General features: G+C 35.5%; 16 protein-coding genes. 11 read left to right on the top strand and 5 right to left on the bottom strand.

Annotated elements, in window-relative coordinates; genetic code table 11:
- Nucleotides 1-21 precede the first annotated feature (21 nt).
- The gene (locus tag BUC25_RS11220; RefSeq protein ID WP_073201964.1) at nt 22-447 is read left to right on the top strand and encodes a Na(+)/H(+) antiporter subunit B; all 426 of its coding nucleotides are present in this window, start codon (nt 22-24) and stop codon (nt 445-447) included.
- A 22-nt stretch (nt 448-469) separates the two neighbouring features.
- Here BUC25_RS11220 and BUC25_RS11225 read toward each other — a convergent pair whose 3' ends face one another.
- A complete protein-coding gene (locus tag BUC25_RS11225; RefSeq protein WP_073201965.1) occupies nt 470-955 on the bottom strand; it encodes a DUF2621 family protein in 486 nt (161 codons plus the stop codon).
- Between the two features lie 201 nt (nt 956-1,156).
- Here BUC25_RS11225 and BUC25_RS11230 point away from each other — a divergent pair, with 201 nt between their 5' ends.
- The 6 genes from BUC25_RS11230 (at nt 1,157) to BUC25_RS11255 (ending at nt 9,053) form a co-directional block, all read left to right on the top strand.
- The gene (locus BUC25_RS11230; RefSeq protein ID WP_073201966.1) at nt 1,157-2,248 is read left to right on the top strand and encodes an ATP-binding protein; all 1,092 of its coding nucleotides are present in this window, start codon (nt 1,157-1,159) and stop codon (nt 2,246-2,248) included.
- Nucleotides 2,249-2,421: 173 nt separating this feature from the next.
- Nucleotides 2,422-5,124: an aconitate hydratase AcnA gene (acnA, locus tag BUC25_RS11235; protein WP_073201967.1), complete on the top strand. Its 2,703-nt coding sequence runs from the start codon at nt 2,422-2,424 to the stop codon at nt 5,122-5,124.
- 305 nt (nt 5,125-5,429) lie between these two features.
- Nucleotides 5,430-6,026 (top strand): TlpA family protein disulfide reductase, encoded by a 597-nt coding sequence (locus tag BUC25_RS11240; protein ID WP_073201968.1) that lies wholly within the window; start codon nt 5,430-5,432, stop codon nt 6,024-6,026.
- A gap of 20 nt (nt 6,027-6,046) precedes the next feature.
- Nucleotides 6,047-8,332 (top strand): AAA family ATPase, encoded by a 2,286-nt coding sequence (locus BUC25_RS11245; RefSeq protein ID WP_073201969.1) that lies wholly within the window; start codon nt 6,047-6,049, stop codon nt 8,330-8,332.
- Nucleotides 8,329-8,754: an acyl-CoA thioesterase gene (locus tag BUC25_RS11250; protein WP_073201970.1), complete on the top strand. Its 426-nt coding sequence runs from the start codon at nt 8,329-8,331 to the stop codon at nt 8,752-8,754. The genes BUC25_RS11245 and BUC25_RS11250 overlap by 4 nt, the downstream gene beginning before the upstream one ends.
- On the top strand, nt 8,754-9,053 hold the full coding sequence (locus tag BUC25_RS11255; protein ID WP_073201971.1) for a hypothetical protein: 300 nt from the start codon (nt 8,754-8,756) through the stop codon (nt 9,051-9,053). Before BUC25_RS11250 ends, BUC25_RS11255 begins: the two co-directional genes overlap by 1 nt.
- A gap of 84 nt (nt 9,054-9,137) precedes the next feature.
- On the opposite strand, the gene yidD is transcribed toward BUC25_RS11255, so the two are convergent.
- The 3 genes from yidD to plsY all read right to left on the bottom strand — a co-directional run bounded on the left by yidD (nt 9,138) and on the right by plsY (nt 11,052).
- Nucleotides 9,138-9,371, bottom strand: a complete 234-nt coding sequence (yidD, locus tag BUC25_RS11260) for a membrane protein insertion efficiency factor YidD (RefSeq protein ID WP_073201972.1) — start codon at nt 9,369-9,371, stop codon at nt 9,138-9,140.
- A gap of 8 nt (nt 9,372-9,379) precedes the next feature.
- Complete coding sequence (gene folE2, locus BUC25_RS11265) at nt 9,380-10,303, bottom strand: GTP cyclohydrolase FolE2 (protein ID WP_073201973.1); 924 nt, start codon at nt 10,301-10,303, stop codon at nt 9,380-9,382.
- Between the two features lie 164 nt (nt 10,304-10,467).
- Entirely contained in the window at nt 10,468-11,052 is a 585-nt protein-coding gene (plsY, locus tag BUC25_RS11270; RefSeq protein WP_073201974.1) for a glycerol-3-phosphate 1-O-acyltransferase PlsY, read from the bottom strand.
- 221 nt (nt 11,053-11,273) lie between these two features.
- Between plsY and BUC25_RS11275 the strand changes: the two genes are divergently transcribed.
- The 4 genes from BUC25_RS11275 (at nt 11,274) to BUC25_RS11290 (ending at nt 20,168) form a co-directional block, all read left to right on the top strand.
- Nucleotides 11,274-11,687, top strand: coding sequence for a CoA-binding protein (locus tag BUC25_RS11275; protein ID WP_084543448.1), 414 nt, complete (start codon nt 11,274-11,276; stop codon nt 11,685-11,687).
- Nucleotides 11,688-11,761: 74 nt separating this feature from the next.
- The gene (gene parE / locus BUC25_RS11280) at nt 11,762-13,717 is read left to right on the top strand and encodes a DNA topoisomerase IV subunit B (protein WP_073201976.1); all 1,956 of its coding nucleotides are present in this window, start codon (nt 11,762-11,764) and stop codon (nt 13,715-13,717) included.
- 21 nt (nt 13,718-13,738) lie between these two features.
- Nucleotides 13,739-16,195, top strand: coding sequence for a DNA topoisomerase IV subunit A (parC, locus tag BUC25_RS11285; RefSeq protein WP_073201977.1), 2,457 nt, complete (start codon nt 13,739-13,741; stop codon nt 16,193-16,195).
- Nucleotides 16,196-16,580: 385 nt separating this feature from the next.
- On the top strand, nt 16,581-20,168 hold the full coding sequence (locus BUC25_RS11290; RefSeq protein ID WP_073201978.1) for a dynamin family protein: 3,588 nt from the start codon (nt 16,581-16,583) through the stop codon (nt 20,166-20,168).
- A gap of 48 nt (nt 20,169-20,216) precedes the next feature.
- On the opposite strand, the gene hisJ is transcribed toward BUC25_RS11290, so the two are convergent.
- Complete coding sequence (gene hisJ / locus BUC25_RS11295; protein WP_084543450.1) at nt 20,217-21,023, bottom strand: histidinol-phosphatase HisJ; 807 nt, start codon at nt 21,021-21,023, stop codon at nt 20,217-20,219.
- Between the last annotated feature and the right edge of the window lie 8 nt (nt 21,024-21,031).

The following is a 21,031-nucleotide window of genomic DNA, read 5'->3' on the forward strand; positions in this document are numbered from 1 at the left end:
AATTGCTAGGAGGATTCGTATATGGTGAAAACAAATGATTTAATATTAAAAACGATGACGGTATTAATTTCTTTTATTTTATTCGGTTTTTCGGTTAATCTATTTTTTGCAGGTCACAACGCACCAGGTGGTGGATTTATTGGTGGTTTGATGACAGCAGCTGCTATTATTTTGATGTACATGGCATATGGAGAAAGAGCAATTAATAAAGTGCTACCAATAAATTATCGCACACTACTAACGATTGGTTTGCTCATTGCGATTGCTACTGGTGTTGGATCTTTTTTGTTTGGTGAACCGTTCCTTAGTCAAACGTACGATTATTTTAATTTTCCTATCTTTGGGAAAATGGAATTAGCTACTGCTTTGCTATTTGATTTAGGAGTATATTTAACAGTTATTGGTGTAACAATGACAATTGTACTGACGATTTCAAGTGACCGGTAATGAAAAACGCAGCAAGACACGTTTAAGGGGTTTCTTTACGTGATCTTGCTGCGTATTTTTTATTTTGATAGTCTTCCGGAGAGTAATGAAAATAGGTTTCATAAGGTACAACGTCTATGTTCTTTTCTTTTAATTTTTTTCGCAGGAACTTATGATCCCGCTTTGGGGTAGCCATTATGTAGCCTTGAATAAGAGTTTCTTGTGTAATCTGCTTTTCCTTTTTCTCCAAAGCTAACTGACCAACCTTACCAGCAATCTTTTGCCTCGCAACGTCACGAAATAACTCTGGAACGGGAGATACTAATTCTTCTAGAAAGGCTTTCTCGGATTCTCTCCATAAATGTTTTGATTTATTGATATAAAATTTTTCCCAATCTAAATCAGATTTACCATCATCTTTTGGTAGACTTTTTAAAAATTTCCGAAACATAAAATAGCCACCTATGGTCATCAAACCTAATAAAATAAAGGTCCAAAATACAATCAACATCATATAACTAAACGTCATTATTTACACCCCCAGTTTACTAATATTGCTAATTAATAGAAAGAGCATTTTATTTTTAGGTAAAATATAGTAATATAACAATGACTCATATATTCAGTCATAAAAACCTAAATTTCTCATATAAATTACAAGAACGTTGCTATTATAGCATGATTACATGTATTTATAAACGATACATATTCAAAGTTAGGGGGAAAGGCCTTGCTAAACTATGTCGACCATCCTGAAGGCACAAGTGTCAATGAAGAAGATACTATTAACATCATGCTTTCTGAATTACCAAAGGATGTCCTAAACAAAATTGAAGTCAATGGTTTTGACTTGATTTGCATTAGTGATGATGCTGGGAAAATTAATTATATATCAGAATCGGTTAAACAGGTACTCGGTTTTACAAAATTACAGTTACTTGGAAAGTCTGTGTTTCGGTATATTATGAGGGATGATCAAAAATATCTAAGAACGTATTTCGACATAAAGAATAGTGAAGAGCAGAAGTTTTATATACATATTCGTAATCAAATCGGAAGATATATCGCATTTGAAACAGTGATGCAAGTTATTAGGTGGGAAGGACAAAATAGAATTCTTTCATTATCAAGAGATATTTCGGATAAAAAGCAGGCAGAAGAAATGCTTATACGTTCCGAAAAAATGTCTATTGCTGGTCAACTTGCTGCAGGGATAGCTCATGAAATTAGAAACCCGCTTACTTCACTTAAAGGATTTGTTCAATTACTGCAAGGCGGTGTTGATAGCAAAAGTGAGTATTATAAAATAATGATTGATGAAATTGATAAAATTAATTCCATTACCTCAGAATTATTGTTCATTTCTAAGCCAATGACAGACGATAAAAATGATGAAAATATTTATGAAATGTTGTCTGATGTAATGACATTGTTACGTACACAGGCAAATCTCTATGATATTGACCTCATATTAGAAGTGGATGACGAATTAATTGTGCATTGTGACCGCTCTCAAATTAAGCAAGTTTTTATAAATTTAATTAAGAATGCAATTGAGGAAATGACAGATGGTGGAAAAATACATGTATTAATGAAGAAAATAGACAACGAATGTTTAATAGCGATTCAAGATGAAGGACCAGGTATACCAAGACATCTTATCCATAAATTGAAAGAGCCTTTTTTTACCACTAAGAAAAACGGAACTGGATTAGGTTTAATGATTTCCAATCAAATTATTGATAATCATAAAGGCAGATTAGAGATCGAATCAGAAAACGGTAAAGGAAGTAGGTTTTGTATATATCTTCCTTATCGGTGAGGATAATAAGCAATAAAGCTATTAATATAGATTTTATAGATTTTTTGTTGTGAAACATTTTACTTATAAACCGATTTCAATTAAAATAGTATGGTGCATACTATTTGATATAGTATTTAGAGACGAGAGATCCGATTTCGGTCTAACATTTTTTAAGGGGGTAACTAGACGAGATGACAAATCAGAATCCATTTCAAGCAAAAAAACAATTTGATCTGAACGGAAAAACGTATAACTATTACCAATTGAAGGCTTTAGAAGAAGCAGGAATTGGTAATATTGATCGTTTGCCTTTTTCTGTTCGTGTATTACTTGAATCATTAATTCGTCAATATGATGGACATGTTATTAAAGATGATCATGTAAAAAGTCTAGCAAACTGGGGAAAAGAGAAGGGACAAGACGTACCATTCAAACCTTCACGTGTAATCTTACAAGATTTTACGGGTGTTCCAGCAGTAGTTGACCTTGCTTCATTAAGAAAAGCAATGGTTGATATGGGAGGTTCACCAGATAAAATCAATCCAGAGGTACCTGTAGACTTAGTCATTGACCACTCCGTGCAAGTAGATGAATACGGAACAAGAAATGCACTTCAAGCGAACATGGAATTAGAATTTGAACGTAATGCAGAGCGTTATGAGTTCTTAAATTGGGCACAAAAAGCATTTGATAATTATCGTGCTGTTCCACCAGCAACAGGTATTGTACACCAGGTGAACTTGGAATACATAGCCAATGTTGTCCATGGTGTGGAAAATGATAATGGTGAAATCGATGCGTTCCCAGATACACTTGTAGGTACTGACTCACACACTACCATGATTAATGGTTTAGGTGTACTTGGTTGGGGTGTAGGTGGAATTGAAGCAGAAGCTGGTATGCTTGGCCAACCTTCATACTTCCCGGCGCCTGATGTAATCGGTGTTAAATTCACTGGAAGCTTTCCAAATGGAACTACCGCTACTGACTTAGCTCTAAAAGTAACACAAGTATTACGTGAGAAAAAAGTAGTTGGTAAGTTTGTTGAATTCTTTGGACCAGGATTACAGGATATGCCATTAGCAGACCGTGCAACGATTTCTAACATGGCACCTGAATATGGTGCAACGTGTGGATTCTTCCCAGTTGATGCAGAAGCATTAAACTATCTTCGTTTAACAGGACGTAGTGAAGAACAGATTGCATTAGTAGAAAAATATTGTAAAGAAAATAGCTTATGGTATTCACCAGATCAAGCAGATGCTGACTTTACAGAATTAGTGGAAATAAATCTTTCTGAATTAGAGCCGAATCTTTCAGGACCTAAGCGTCCACAGGATTTAATTCCATTATCAAATATGAAGAAATCATTTAATGAGGCTATAACTGCGCCTGCGGGTAATCAAGGCTTTGGTTTGGATAAAGCAGAATTCGATAAAGAAGTTGAGATTGATCATCCAAATGGACGTAAATCTGTTATGAAGACAGGTGCAGTTGCAATTGCAGCGATCACATCTTGTACAAATACTTCGAATCCATACGTAATGCTAGGAGCAGGCTTGCTTGCGAAAAAAGCAGTTGAAAAAGGTTTGGAAGTGCCAGCATATGTGAAAACATCACTAGCACCTGGTTCAAAAGTTGTTACAAGTTATCTAGAAGACTCAGGTTTAATGCATTATTTAGACCAACTTGGATTTAACTTAGTAGGTTATGGTTGTACAACATGTATCGGTAACTCAGGTCCTTTAAGAGAAGAGATTGAAAAAGCAATCGCTGATAATGACCTAACTGTTTCTTCGGTACTTTCTGGTAACCGTAATTTTGAAGGTCGTATTCATCCACTAGTAAAAGCGAACTACTTAGCATCACCACCATTAGTAGTAGCATACGCTTTAGCTGGTACTGTTGATGTCGATCTTAAAAATGAACCAATTGGACAAGATAAAGATGGTAATGATGTATTCTTTGATGACCTATGGCCATCTATGGAAGAGGTACGTGATGAAGTAGCGAAAGTAGTTACTCCAGAAATCTTCCGTAAAGAATATGCGAATGTATTTGAGTCAAATGAAAAATGGAATGCAATCGAAACAACCGATGAACCATTATATACTTGGAATGAGGAATCTACTTATATTCAAAACCCTCCATTCTTTGAAGGATTAGCTAAAGAACCAGGTAAAGTAGAACCTTTATCAGGAATGCGTGCCATTGGTAAATTCGGTGATTCCGTTACAACCGACCACATTTCACCAGCAGGTGCGATTGCTAAAGATATGCCTGCAGGTAAACATTTACAGTCTAAGGATGTATCACCTCGTAACTTTAACTCGTATGGTTCACGACGTGGTAATCATGAAATAATGATGCGTGGTACATTTGCCAACATCCGTATCAAAAACCAACTAGCACCTGGTACAGAGGGTGGATACACTACTTACTGGCCAACAGGTGATGTAATGCCTATTTATGATGCAGCTATGAAATACCAAGAAGCTAACACAGGTCTTGTTGTATTAGCTGGAAATGACTATGGTATGGGAAGTTCTCGTGACTGGGCGGCAAAAGGTACGAATCTATTAGGAATCAAAACCGTAATCGCTCAAAGCTTTGAACGTATCCACCGTTCAAATCTAGTAATGATGGGTGTATTGCCACTTCAATTTAAAGATGGTGATAGCGCCGATTCGCTAGGTTTAAATGGTAAGGAAACGTTTGAGGTACAGGTAGATGAATCTGTTAAACCACGTGATATCGTACCAGTAAAAGCTACTGCTGAAGATGGTAAAGTGACAGAATTTGAAGTAGTTGCACGCTTTGAAAGTGAAGTAGAAGTGGATTACTATCGTCACGGTGGTATTCTTCAAATGGTACTACGCAACAAACTAGCATAAGTAATTATGAAAAAGATAGCCAAAACAATGGCTATCTTTTTTTTTATACATTCGAAAGCAATTTGCAAGAAGAACTGTGTGAAATGCAAGAAGAGAAGAAAATCCTGCAAGGAGAACTGTGCGAAATGTAAGAAATGAAACATTATCGCTTAAATTTAACCTAGCATTCTCCATAGATAACCTAACATTTTAGTCTAGAAAATTAGGAGGACAACAGAAGAATTTTTATTTAATTTCGATAATTAGACGACCCAGCTTTTATCTTATATAATAGGTGTTAGCGCTAAAATAAAGGATGTCATAACATGAAAAAGAACTTTTTCTCTATATTAGTTGTGCTAGTATTAGTTGTCATTTTGTTAGTAATGAATTTCACTGATATTGGAGAAAAGCAGTCAACTCCAAATATAATTGATGTTACAGGTGATACTTCTGTAGACGGTGTAACTATTACTGGACCCAATGTGAAACAGCTTCAAGAAGGAGAAACTGCAACTAATTTTACATTACCTAACCTTAATGATGAATCTATAAATGCCTTAAATCATAATCAAGAATATGTAATAGTTAATTTTTGGGCAACATGGTGTCCGCCATGTATTGAAGAATTACCGGACTTACAAACATTTGAAAATCAACATCCAGACTTAGTAAAAGTCATAGCAGTAAATGTTACTGAAACAGAAACATCGGTGTCAAAAGTTCAAAATTTTGTGGAGGAAGAATCATTCACATTTTCGGTTGTCTTAGATGGAGAAAACGCGGTGTATGATCGTTATTCTGTTATTAATATGCCTACTAGTTTTATTATAAGGACAAGTGATCAGACAATCATGAAAAGAATCAATGGAGCTGTTTCCCTTGAGCAGCTCGAACAAATTTTTGATGAACTAAACACGTGATGAAAAGAAAAGGAAGGAGTATGTTTGTGTCAACAATAAAATGGAATGAAATAGAAAATAAAATTCAACGTTGGAATACACTAGATGATATTCCGCCATATACAGAAATTGAAATACTACGAATTCTTGATAAGGTTGAACAAGCTACTTTTTCATTACAAGTAGATTCAAAGGCAATACTGTATAGTATGCTTACCTTTTATCGTTTAAAACGGAACGTTACGGATGATCATTTAAATCGTCATTTAGAAGTTCTGAAAAAAGATAGTGAACATCCTATGGTTACTGAAGTTCAAGCTTTGAAACATTATCTTCACATTTTCAATGTATTACATGATGTAGAGCTGGTACAATATCACATTCGTGAGACTGATTTTGATCCGGTAAAATTAAAAAAAGCAAAGGCACTATTAGAAGAGATGGATCGTTTAACGAAATTGAAATCAATACAGGCAGCTTCTACTAGTAAGCTTAAAAAGGCATATGATCAAATTTTTAAACAAATAGAAAAAATAGAAGATCTTGCAGAAGTTATGGTTTTTACATTAGAACAACGGAAATCCACTAAAGAAATTCAGCCCTATAATGATGCAATAGAGAAGCTATCCTACTATATCACGATCTTCTATGATGCATTCCCAGCATTTATTAAAGAAAATCAATCATCAGATCCGTTGGATGAGTTGAACCAAATGATTGGTCTAGAAGAAATAAAAGACTATATTAACCATTATTATCAATACTTAAAATACCAACAAAAGCGAAAAGAAGCAGGCTTTCAAATGGTAGATGAGCAAGGATTAAATATGATTATAACCGGTAACCCTGGTACAGGTAAAACCACTATGGCGCGTTTGCTGGCAGATATCTATTATCGTCTCAATTTACTAGAATCGAATGAAGTAATTGAAGTGAATCGATCACAATTAGTAGGGTCGTTCATGGGTCAAAGTGAAGAAAATACGTTAAACTATGTTAAAAAAGCATTAGGTGGCGTTCTATTTATTGATGAAGCGTATAATTTAAAAAGAGAAGACCAAACTGGAAATGATTATGGTCAAGCTGTGATTGATACGTTAGTGTCCAGTATGACAAGTAAGGAATATGCAAATAAGTTTGCTGTTATAATGGCAGGTTATCCAGAAGAGATGCAACACTTTTTATGGTCAAACCAAGGGCTAAGAAGCCGGTTTCCAGATGGGAATTTTATTAAGCTGCCTGATTTTTCAAATGAAGAGTTATTAAAGATAGCTGAAGAAACAGCGTTGCAAAATGATTACTTTTTTACCGAAAAAGCACGACATCGTTTCCAATCCTTAATTGACAAATCACGTGTTGATGAGTCATTCGGTAATGCGAGAACTGTAAAAGATCTTGTGTTAAAGGTTATCTTCTATATCGGTGCTAATCATCGACTCCCGTTAGAAAATAACTGGATTGACCATATGCGAATTACCGAAGAAGATATTGCTGCACTAGACGACCAAAATGAATCGACAGAACCAATGGATCAATTGGAACAATTAATCGGATTAGAGAATGTGAAACAGGAAGTAAAAAAATTGTCAGCGTTTGTACAAGTACAGCAAAAAAGAAAATCTCTTTATCTTCCGAGTATTCCTATTCAATTACATGCTGTGTTTTCTGGAAATCCTGGAACTGGAAAGACAACAGTTGCCAAAATTTTTGCTCAAATATTAAAGCAATGTGGGCTGTTAAAGCGAGGACATCTAGTTGTAGCATCAAGAAGTGATCTTGTTGCAGGATATGTAGGACAGACAGCAATTAAAACGAAAAATAAAGTGCGGGAAGCATTAGGTGGCGTATTGTTTATCGATGAAGCTTATTCCTTATATCGTGGGGAAAAAGATTTTGGCAAAGAAGCAATTGATACGTTAGTTGATGAAATGACAAAACACAATGAAAATCTGGTTATTATTTTAGCTGGTTATAAAAGTGAAATGAACCGTTTTATCTCCAGTAATCCAGGGTTAGAATCGCGATTTAAAAAATATTTTCATTTTCAAGACTATTCGAAAGAAGAATTACTAAAGATGGTTCATCATCATGCTACAGAATATCAATACCAAATAAGTAATGCTGTTGAAAACTATTTATCCGAACAGTTTGAAGACACTGTGATAACAGGGAATGGCCGCTTTGTTGTTAATTTGATAAATGAAGCAATACAATATCAGGCATTACGATTAAATATGGAATCTGAGGATAGAGGTTTATTTCAACAGCTTTCAAAAAAAGATTTTGAATTAGCCTGGAAAACAATTAGGGGGATCGAGCAGCAATGAAAGTAACCACACCAATTAAAGTAAGATACCAAGAAACAGATCAAATGGGTGTCGTGTATCATGCCAATTATTTAATATGGTTTGAAATTGGAAGAACTGCCTTTATTGAGGAGCTAGGATTCAAATATCATGAGATGGAGGCTGAAGGTGTTGTTTCTCCTGTAATAGATGCAAAGATTCAATTTAAGCAACCAATCCGCTACGGTGATGATGCCTTTGTTGAAACCTGGGTTCAATCCTATAATGGGATTCGAACAACCTATGGTTATAAAATACTTGATAAAGATAAAAATACTGCTGTAACAGGTGAAACACAACACGTTATTGTCAAAAAGGATAGCTTTCGCCCCCTATCCTTAAAAAAGAAATTTCCAAAGTGGCACCATGCTTATCAGAGTGCATTAGAAGGATATGAAGAATAATGGCATTTGGTATTGACCGCAAGACTTTAAGGGCCTGGAAAAAGGATGTACAAGAGGGACGTATTGCCTTTCTTACACATTTTTGGTTAGATGATCGCTTTCCAGGTTGTAATACCGTTACAAAAGTGGGATGTGCAAATTATCCAAAATTAATTAGCTGGGGTAAAAAATATGGGCTGAGAGAAGAATGGATCCACCAAGATCCGACTTTTCCTCATTTTGATTTATTTGGAGAACGCCAGAAAGAAATTTTAGAACAAGAAGAACAATGGGAACAAATTAAAAGATTTAAACTGTAGAATTCTAATGGAGAAACACTATATTATTGTGTATTATCTTTTTATCCATGAAAAATCCAAACGACTTAAATTTAATCGTTTGGATTAATTACTACGCTTATGATTTTTATCTGGAACTGGATCAAAACCACCTGGGTGAAATGGATGGCATTTTAATATCCGCTTTACTGATAAATAAATAGCCTTAAAAATATTATAACGGTGAAAGCATACCAGGCTGTAATGTGAGCAGGTAGGCTGAAAGCGACAACTTGGTGGAAACATCGGGCTTATAAAATGTTGATAAAAACGTATAAATAATATAAAAAGTTTTCGCATCATTCACCTCAATTGTGCAATGATTTATCATAAGAAATCGTTGCAATGGCGTCGTGTAAATGAATCGATTCTTCATTTTGACATGTTACCGAAAATTTTTGGACAAATGGCAATTCATAAAGATCAGCAGCTACTAATCGAACCATATCTTCGACAAATCGAGGGTTTTCATATGCTTGTTCCGTAACCATTTTTTCGTCAGGCCTTTTTAACACTGGATGAATTCTTGCACTTGCATTACTTTCAGCTGCTTCTAGAAGTGCTAGCTTCCAGTCCATCTCATCTTCATTATATTCTCCAGTTAGTTCTGTTTTCATCGAAACTATACCACGTTGATTGTGGGCGCTGTATTCACTAATTTCCTTCGAGCATGGACACAACGTAGTTATCGTTCCTTGTAAGGAGACCGTGACATGATATCCTGCATTTTTCTCATAGAGTATCGTAATCTCAGCATCTGCATGGTTCATACCAGTCATATCTGAGGCAGGTCCACTTCGTTCAAAAAACCACGGAAAAGAAACCGTAATTTGGTTGTCATCTTGTTCCAATCGTTCGGCCATCTCTTTGGTGAAGGTTTTTAATGATGCGATCGATAAATCAAATGTACTATTTTCACTGTATTCTTGCATCATTTCAGTAAATCGGCTCATATTTGTACCTTTATGATTCTTTTGAATCGATGAAGTCATCTTGAAAGTACCTATCGTTGTTTGTGCCAAAGGTTTTGTTTTGCTAAACACTTGAACAGGGTGTTTAACATTGGCAATTCCGACTTGATCTATATCAAATAAAAAATCTTTTTTTGTGTTTTGCAAATCTGGCATTTTTTCTTTTTCTGTTGGTTTAATTTTTTCACCAGGTTGAACAGAGCCAAACAATTTATGTCTCACTGATTTGTTTGGAAGTTGTTTGGAACTTGCTTCTTTCATGATTAGACCCCTTTCGTCATCAACTATATCAAAGTATACTTAATCTTTTATTAATATTCAATTTAAAAATCTTAAAACAGAAACTTTTTTCCTTAATTTGGTATAAAACGGTTCGAAGTGGAATTAAATACGCAAAAAGAGGATCTAACGAGGAGGTTAGATCCTTACATCCACTTTATTTTAGGTTCTGTTTTATTAAAAATACGTTTGATATTTGCTTGATGTCGATATATTACAAATGCTGTTAGAATTGAAATTACGATAGTTAATGCGATTTCCTGCAGTACAATCGCTACAATAATAGTGATAAGGCCTGTTAACATAGATGCTAAGGATACATATTTTGTTAGATAAAGGATTACTAAAAAGCTGCAGACCATAATCACAAACAACAATGGGTTTACACCTAATATGACACCTGAAGAAGTAGCAACAGCTTTACCGCCTTTAAATTTTGCAAATATTGGAAAGCTATGTCCAATAACAGCAAAGATACCTACGATTAGTGGATAAACTGTTTCCACTTGAAAAATAATTGGTAGCACAGCAGCGAGTGTCCCTTTTAAAATATCAACGACTGTTACAATTATTCCAGCTTTTATTCCGAGTACACGAAAGGTGTTAGTAGCACCTAAGTTACCACTTCCGTGTTCCCTAATGTCTTTTTTGTAACCTAGTTTTCCAACAATTAATCCAGTTGGGATTGAACCTAATAAATAGGCTAATAAGATAAAAATAATGTATTCCATCGTCAAACTCCTTAAATATAATGTTATCATTGCTACGGATGTTATTATTTTAGCATGTTATGATAAAAAAGAGTACAGCGATTATTTAATTTTTTGTTAAACTGTGTTAAAGATAAGGGGTAAGGTTAGAATTTAATGGGTCTTTAGTTTGATTTTTTTAAAAGTTTACTTGCGTGAAAGCTTATTAAATGGTTTAATCAATAAAAATGAGGTGTAACATTATGAATAACGATAAGGAACAATTATTGATGAAAAAAATGTTAGATAATACAAAATCAATTGCAGTAATTGGATTATCTGACAAACCATCACGAACTTCCTATCAAATTGCAAAAGCAATGCAACAAGCGGGTTACAAGATAATTCCTGTAAATCCGAATGTAGAAGAAGCACTAGGGGAAAAAGCATATAATGCAATTCTAGATGTTAAAGAAGACTTTCAGTTGATTAATGTATTCAGAAGATCGGTTTATTTATATGACCTGTCAAAAGAAATTGTAAAGACGGACGCTGATTATGTTTGGATGCAACCAGGTGTAACAGATCAAGCAGCATATGATTATTTAACGAAACATAATAAACAAGTCATAATGGACCGATGTATAAAAGTAGCACATTCTGTTTTAATGCGATAACTTTACAAACAAGAACGAATGTTCTATCATTTTGATATAAGTTGGTTGTGCAGGGAAGGAGCAGGGAGAATTTAATGAGTAATAATACAACATATAGTGACGATTCCATTCAAGTATTAGAAGGACTAGAAGCAGTTAGAAAGAGACCGGGTATGTATATAGGCAGTACAGATGCGAGAGGTTTACATCATCTGGTCTTTGAAATAGTAGATAATTCAGTTGATGAAGCATTATCTGGATTTGGTGAACATATAAACGTAACGATACATCCTGATCAGAGTATAACAATAGCTGATAATGGACGTGGCATGCCAACTGGAATACATCAAACAGGAAGACCGACACCAGAGGTTATCTTAACAGTCTTGCATGCAGGCGGTAAGTTTGGGCAAGGTGGCTATAAAACAAGTGGTGGATTACACGGTGTAGGTGCATCTGTTGTTAATGCCCTGTCCGAATGGTTAGAAGTGAAAATTTTTAGAGATGGAAACATGTTTATACAACGTTTTGAAAACGGTGGAAAACCAGTAACAACTCTAGAGAAAAAAGGCAAAACAAAGAAAACTGGAACATCGATAACATTTAAACCAGACCGTTCTATTTTTTCTACGGATACTTTTCAGTTTGAAATACTAGCAGAGAGATTGAGAGAGGCTGCTTTTTTATTAAAAGGAATAACAATAGAATTAATTGATGAAAGAAATGAAGAACGCGTAGAGGAATCCTATCAATATCCCGATGGATTAAAAGAGTTTGTTTTATATTTAAATGAAGAAAAAGATGCACTTCATGACGTGGTTGCTTTTGAGGGCGAACAACAAGAGATGGAACTGGACTTTGCCTTTCAATTTAATGATGGTTACGCCGAAAATATCTTGTCTTTTGTTAACAATGTACGGACTAAAGATGGCGGAACCCATGAATCTGGTGCTAAAACTGCGATTACGCGTGTGGTCAACGATTATGCCAGAAAAGTAAATATTTTAAAAGAACGAGATAAGAACTTAGATGGCAATGATATTCGAGAAGGCTTTACGGCTGTAATTTCGGTGAAAATTCCTGAAGAAAAACTACAGTTTGAAGGGCAGACTAAAGGGAAATTAGGAACTGCTGAAGCTCGTTCAGCTGTCGATGCTGTAGTAGCAGAGCACCTGTTATATTTCTTAGAAGAAAACCCTGATATCGCATCGATGCTAATTAAAAAATCGGTTCGTGCGAAAGAGGCACGTTTAGCTGCACGTAAGGCAAGAGAAGAAGCGCGTAGTGGCAAGAAAAAGCGTCGTAAAGATTCGCTTCTAAGCGGGAAATTAACTCCAGCACAATCTCGTAATGCAGATAAAAACGAACTTTACTTAGTAGAGGGGGACTCTGCTGGTGGTTCAGCAAAACAAGGTCGAGATCGGAAATTCCAGGCTGTTTTGCCATTAAGAGGTAAAGTTATTAATACTGAAAAAGCGAAATTAGTAGATATTATGAAGAACGAAGAAATCTCAACAATTATCCATACCATTGGTGCAGGAGTTGGAAGTGAATTCTCACTAGACGATGTGCAATATAAAAAGATTGTGATCATGACTGATGCTGATACGGACGGTGCTCATATACAAGTATTATTGCTTACCTTTTTCTATCGTTATATGAGACCATTAATCGAAGCGGGTAAAGTATTTATTGCATTGCCGCCTTTATACCAAATATCGAAAGGGAAAGGTGCTAAAGCAAGGATTGAATACTGTTGGACAGAAGACGAATTATCAGATATAACAAAAAAATTCAAAAATGGATATCAGTTACAGCGCTATAAAGGTCTAGGGGAAATGAATGCGGACCAGTTATGGGAGACAACCATGAATCCTGATACTCGTACGCTAATTCGTGTTACGATTGATGATCTGGCACGAGCAGAGCGAAGAGTGACTACTTTAATGGGCGACAAAGTTGAACCGCGTCGTAAGTGGATTGAGTCACATGTGCAGTTTAGCCTAGAAGAAGACGAAAATATTATTGACAATGAGAATATACAAATTTAGTGCTTTATAGGAGGAATACCGTTGGCAGTAGAAGAGAAGTATTTAGATCTCCCGCTTGAGGACGTGATGGGTGATCGATTTGGACGTTATAGTAAATATATTATTCAAGATCGTGCCTTGCCAGATGCACGAGATGGGTTAAAACCCGTACAGCGCCGTATCCTTTTTGCGATGCATGAAGAAAAAAACACGCACGATAAAGGCTTTCGTAAATCTGCAAAGACGGTGGGTACGGTAATCGGTAACTATCATCCACACGGTGATTCATCTGTGTATGAAGCGATGGTTCGTCTCAGTCAGACATGGAAAGTTCGCAACGTTTTAGTTGAAATGCATGGAAATAACGGTAGTGTGGACGGCGATCCACCAGCTGCAATGCGTTATACGGAAGCGCGACTTTCTGCAATTTCATCCGAATTAATCCGAGATATTGATAAAGAAACCGTCGATTATATTCCGAACTTTGACGATACGATTGATGAGCCTGTTGTTTTACCTGCTAGAATTCCTAACCTTATAATTAATGGCTCGACAGGGATTTCTGCTGGTTATGCGACAGAGATTCCTCCACACAATCTAGCTGAGGTAATTGAAGCTGTCATAAAGCGGATGGATAAACCATCTGTCACGGTCGAAGAATTGCTTCAAATCATTAAAGGACCAGATTTTCCTACTGGCGGTATTATTCAAGGCTATGAGGGACTTAAGAAAGCTTATGAAACTGGTAAAGGGAAAGTAGTAGTTCGAGGTCGAGCAAAGATTGAACCGTTAAAAGGTAGCAGGGAACAAATTGTTATTGATGAAATTCCTTATGAAGTGAATAAGGCTGTCCTTGTGAAGCGAATGGATGAATTACGTTTAGATCGAAAAGTGGAAGGTATTGCAGAAGTTCGCGACGAAACGGATCGAACTGGCTTACGTATAGTTGTTGAATTAAAGAAAGAAGCAGATAGCCAAGGTGTTTTAAATTATTTATATAAAAACACAGATCTTCAGATCACGTATCACTTCAACATGGTTGCGATTAAAGACAAGACACCACAATTGCTCGGTTTAACTGAAATGATCGATGCATATGTTGGTCACCAGAAAGAAGTGGTGACTCGTCAAACACGTTTTGACTTAAACAAAGCGGAAAGAAGAGCACATATTGTAGAGGGCCTTATCAAGGCTGTTTCGATACTGGATGAGTTAATTCAAACTATCAGAGCATCGAATGATAAACAAGACGCAAAAAACAGAATTATGGATGCGTATGGTTTTACCGAAACACAAGCAGAAGCAATTGTAACCTTGCAGCTATATCGATTAACCAATACGGATATTACCGCTTTAGAAAAAGAAGCAGCGGAATTACAAAAGGCGATTGCCAGTTATCAAGCCATTTTGGCAGATGAGAATAAATTATTATCTGTAATTAAAAAAGATTTAAAACAAATGAAAAAGCTTTATGCAGAGGATCGTCGAACAAAAATCGAAGAAAAAATCGAAGAATTAACATTTAATGTCGAAGTTACGATAGCTAGTGAAGATGTTATTACGTCTGTTACAGAACAAGGCTATGTGAAGCGAACAAGTATTAGATCTTATACAGCTTCAACGGATGACGACTTTACGATGAAAGATAATGACCATTTAATTTCGTTATACGAACTAAATACCACAGACCACCTCCTTTTATTCACGAATAAAGGAAGGTATATCCCTATTCCAGTACACCAAATGCCGGACATTCGCTGGAAAGATCTTGGTCAGCACTTATCTAATATAGCTTCACTCGATAAAGAAGAAACGATCGTTAAAGCAATCCCAATTAGAGAGTTTTCAAAAGATAAATATCTGGTATTCTTTACTAAAAATGGGATGGTGAAGCGAAGTACACTAGATTTATATTATTCTCAACGCTATACGAGACCGCTAATTGCACTGAATCTAAAAAAAGAGGACCAGTTGGTTAATGTCCATTTATCGGATGGTAATCAAGATATATTTGTTGCAACGAGTAAAGGATACGGCCTCTGGTACCATGAAACAGAAGTATCGGTGATCGGTCAAAGAGCAGCTGGGGTTAAGGCGATCCAGTTAAAATCAGATGAATTTGTCGTAAATGGTGTTTTGATGGATGAGTTACAGGAGAAAAGGCAATTATTCGTTACTACTCAACGTGGTGCCTGTAAGAGAATGACGATCGACCGTTTTGAAAAATCCTCCCGTGCTAAGAAAGGTTTAGTAATGTTACGTGAGTTAAAATCAAAACCTCACCGTATAGTTGGTTTTGATCTGGTCGAGACAGATGATGTGATCAAATTAATGACCATAAAAGGAGAACACCACACAGTAAAACCGATGGATCTTCCAATTAGTGATCGTTATAGCAATGGCTCGTACGTAATTGATACAGATCTTACTGGTGAAGTAACATCGATTCATCAGAAAAGAGGCCTTTCGAAAGCATTTGATCATCAATCAAATGAATAATCGAAAATGTAGTTCAGTTTTGTTGTACAGAAGACATTTTGTACACTTAATTGAGCTACTTTTTTTTATTTTAAACGATTATGCTATATTAAGTTATATATCGCCCAAAAGGAAGGAATCCAGATGGTGCTTTTGTCTGATAAATGAATATATCGCCCAAAAGAAGTAAAAATGGAAGGTGCTTCTGTCCGATAAATGAATATATCACCCAATAGAAGCTAAGCCTGATAGTGCTCGTGTAAGATAAATAAGAAATCTATAAAAATACTCTACATTCAGATTACTTAGCTTCTCCAAACTAAAATTCTAACCCCTTACATATAGCAATAATAAGAAAAAAACCGTATAATGGGAAAATAGAATGATCAATCAAGGAGTTTATATAATGTTGACAACGAGTAAAAAAGCTGTAGATAAACAGCAATTAGCAGACTTGCACCATTTTTATGATCAAAAAAACGAAAAAAAATACAAGGAACAAATCGTAGACTATTATGCGAAATTAGAAAAAAAAATGATTCATATTTGTTTTAGTGGACATTTCTCGGCAGGAAAGTCAACGTTAATCAATAATTTGATGAAGGAGGAACTATTACCTCAGAGTCCTATTCCAACAAGTGCAAATATTGTTGAAATTAAACAAGGTAAAGAGCAGGTAATCGTTCATTTTAACCATCAAACAGCGATTAAAATGGAGACTCTGCCATCAATGGAAAAATTGCACCAATTATGCAGAGACGGTGATGAAGTTAAAAAGGTCGAAATTTATAAAGAAATGGCTGAATTACCTAATGGTGTAACGTTAATGGATACGCCAGGCATTGATGCGGCAAATGATGCAGATCGATTAATGACAGAATCAGCACTTCATCAAGTCGATGTTTTGTTCTATGTTATGGATTATAATCATGTTCAATCAGAAGTAAACGCCAGATTCCTTAAGCAGATAGATGCCATGAACAAGCCATATTATGTCATTATCAATCAAATGGATAAACACGATGAAACGGAAATAACTTTCACTGAATTCCAGCGTAGTTTAGAAAGTGTATTTGAGCAATGGCATATCCGCCCAAAACATGTTTTTTATACATCCATGGCTAATAGTAGAGACACAGGAATTAATGAATTCGCTTCATTACAAGCACGTGTTCATCAAATTGTAAGTAATAACCATCAAATGACCTTAGAAGAGACTTTGATACACGGAACGAACCATACGGTACAATCCAGTATTCAGGAACAGCAAAAACAAATGGATGATGCAATAGAAGAACTTGATGCAAGATTAAAGAGTATTGATTTACCTAGTGATGTTAACGTTAATTCCATTCAGTCTACTTATGATTCACTAAAAGAAGAGCGAGATAATATTGAAAAAGAATTCATGCATATGATCGAGCAAACTACAAAAAATGCCCAAATCATGCCTTTTGAAATTCGTGAAAAGGCGAGAATTTTACTGGAATCTTATGAACCAAAATTTAAAACCGGCATGTTTCGTAACCGCAGAAAAATAGAGGAAGAGCGTGAAAAACGATTAAACAATTTATATAAAGTATTGAAAGAAAAGGCTGAAATTAGCTTAGAATGGAAGTTACGCGATAAGGTATCAGAGTTTTTGAATCCTTACATTTCTTTTACTGTATCGGAATCACTCTTTGAACAGCAATTTCAGGCGGAGCATTTAATCGTATTAATAGAAGAGGGTGCTACAGTTAATGGTGAATACATCTTAGTTTACACAGATCAGGTAGCCGCTTCGATTAAGAAAATGTATCGTCAATTTTATAAGAATAAATGGCAAGAGATCCAACAAAGCGTATTATCACCACTTGATGAAAAACTAAAAGAATACAAAACCTATTTAGAGTTTTATCAACAATACACCAATATAGAGAACGAAATTTCAGAAGTTAAACGAGCATTTATTGAATATAAGAATCAATTGGAATCCATTTGTGATAGGGAATTGATAGGTAATCAAGCTGAACTCACAGCAATACAGGAAAAGCTAAGAGAAAGAAAAGTAGACAAAATAGTCGATATAAATGCCATTACATCGAATGATACAAAAGAAACGAAGGTAGAAAATATAGAAAACAACATCGAACAAGCGAAGACATACTCTTATCAACAAACATTAACGGATGCAGAGAATGCTAATCGGCAAATGGAACCAATTAATGGCTTGGACTCGCTCAGACAAGAACTTACTAACAAAAAAGACAGGCTAACGGATCGCCATTTTACGATTGCTTTATTTGGTGCATTCAGTGCTGGAAAATCTTCGTTTGCTAATGCACTTATTGGTGAAAAAGTGTTGCCGGTTTCACCAAACCCAACGACTGCCGCTATTAATAAAATTAGTCCTGTAAGGGATGGCTATCAGCATAAAGATGTATACGTAATATTGAAAAATAAAGAAGAATTAGTAGCGGATATCAATGATATTACCGAAAAAGACTTTCTCCAATTAGATGAGGGATATCGGTGGATTAAAAAAACAAAACTAGCAAAATTAGATATTCCGGATCAACATAAGTCTTTCCTTAGTGCATTTTATCAAGGTTATCAAGAAATAAAAGATCGAATTGGAACGTCTTATATCATTGGATTTACAGAATTCGAGCGCTACATTCGTGAGGAAACGATCGCATGTTTTGTGAAAGAAATGGAACTTTTTTATGATTGTCCACTGACAAACAATCATGTCACTTTAGTCGACACACCAGGTGCTGACTCAGTCAATGCTAGACACACAGATTTGGCGTTCTCTTATATCAAAGACGCAGATGCTATTTTATTTGTAACGTATTATAATCATCCATTCTCGAAACCAGATCAACAGTTTTTGGAGCGTTTAGGTCGAGTGAAGGATGCCTTTGAATTAGATAAAATGTTCTTTATGATAAATGCGATTGATCTTGCTAAAAATGAAGACGAAAAAAATCTAGTCGTTGATTATGTTCGTAATGAATTGCAGCGATTTGATATCAAAAATCCAAGAATGTTCCCTGTCTCAAGTAAACTGGCAATCGACGATAAGAGTGAGCGCAGTGGACTCCCACAATTCGAAGATCATTTCTATCGTTTTGTTAAGGAAGAGTTAACACAAATGTCGATGCGTTCCATTTATACCGATTTAGCAAGAGCTAATAGCTTAGTCTCTAACTGGTTATCGATGATTAATAGTGACCAGCAGGAAAAAGATCGACTGATTGAACAAAACAAACGATATCAGACAGAAATGAAAAATGTGCTACATGCGCGCAAATCAGAAGACTATCTAGAAATGGTAGCCCAAAAATTAAATAAGCAAACTTTCTATGCCAAACAACGATTCTCGATTCAGTTTACAGATCTTTGGAAAGATCATATTCATCCAGGTGCTATTCAAACCAATGGAAGAAAAGGAAAGAAGGAATTGGAAGAAGCGATTCGGGCTTTGTTCAAAACGATTCATAATCGTATGAAGCATGAATTTGAAGCGATCTCCATTCGCATTGAACAAACATGGAATCAATCGTTGCATGAAATGAAAAAAGATATCGAACGCCAATTAATCCAGATCGATTCGACCTTTTCCTTGTCACAGTTCGAGGATATTCGCCTTGATCCACCAGAAGTCGAACTACAAGCAATAAGTACGGATGAATCACTGTTATCTAAATGGAGCCAGTTTTACAAAGACACGAAAAGCTTTTTTGCAGAAGATGGCAGAAAGCAATTAGAAGAGCAGGTCTCTGCCTTTTTGAGCGTTAAATGGCAAGAGAAAATCTTTCAGATTGAAAAAGAATTATTGAATTTTTATCATCAACAATGGAATCATCACGAACAAAAAGTATTCAACGATTATCTAGAAGAAGTTCAAAGCTACTACCGTCAAGTGATCGATGGCATTGAAGAGCAAGAGGAAAATAAAGAACAATTAGAAAAAATCAACAAAACATTAAAAGAAATGCTAACTTAGAATAAAAACCACGAGATAAGTTTTTCTTTTATCTCGTGAATTATTTCTCTAAAAAAAACGAGCAATAAGATCGAATCCTCTAGCAATTGTTTTGGATTCATGACTATCAGATCCTGGCTTAAGTACAATGCCTTTTGCGATTGCTTGTTCGATAATTTCTTCTGTTGGATAAAGCATTTGGCAATCTTCTTTATAGAGACCAGCCGTGTTTATATCTAACTCTAATTGTTCTTGTCGTATCAGATTTAGCAGGTGATCAATGGTAGCTTGATAACTTTGATCAACTGCATATTTTTTTTGGTATTTTTGAATCAATGTTAGATGACCAATACGCTTAGGCTTGAAAGGTCCAAGATCAGATAAAACAGCTTTTTCTAACGTCTTATAATATTGATCATAGACCGCTTCTACACTGCCAAATTGTTGAATAATACGGGCAAATTCATCACTGCTAAAATCGATACATACATAACCATCATCAGGACTTTGGAGCATATGTACCGATAAAATTGCATCATCGATCACATTTCCATATTCGTTAAGAAAAGAAGTTGTTTCTTTTTCATAGCCTTCAATATAATCTACTTCAAATCCAAGATTTATTTTTATGTTCGATTGATACTTTTCTTTGGCTGTTTTAATTGATTGGACATAGGCTGCAAGATCTTCCAAAGCCATTGCACTATCGTTTTCAGGTGTTGGATCAGTAAAGCTTTTAGGTAATGGAGCATGTTCAGTAAATGAAAGCTCCGTCAGTCCTTTTTTTATCGCTTGTTCGATATACATAAAAATGGCATCATTCGATCCATGCGGACAAAATGGTGTATGGATGTGATAATCTCCTTTGATTGTCATGACACTAC

The organism is Gracilibacillus kekensis, assembly GCF_900143085.1.
Classification (GTDB): Bacteria; Bacillota; Bacilli; order Bacillales; family Amphibacillaceae; genus Gracilibacillus; species Gracilibacillus kekensis.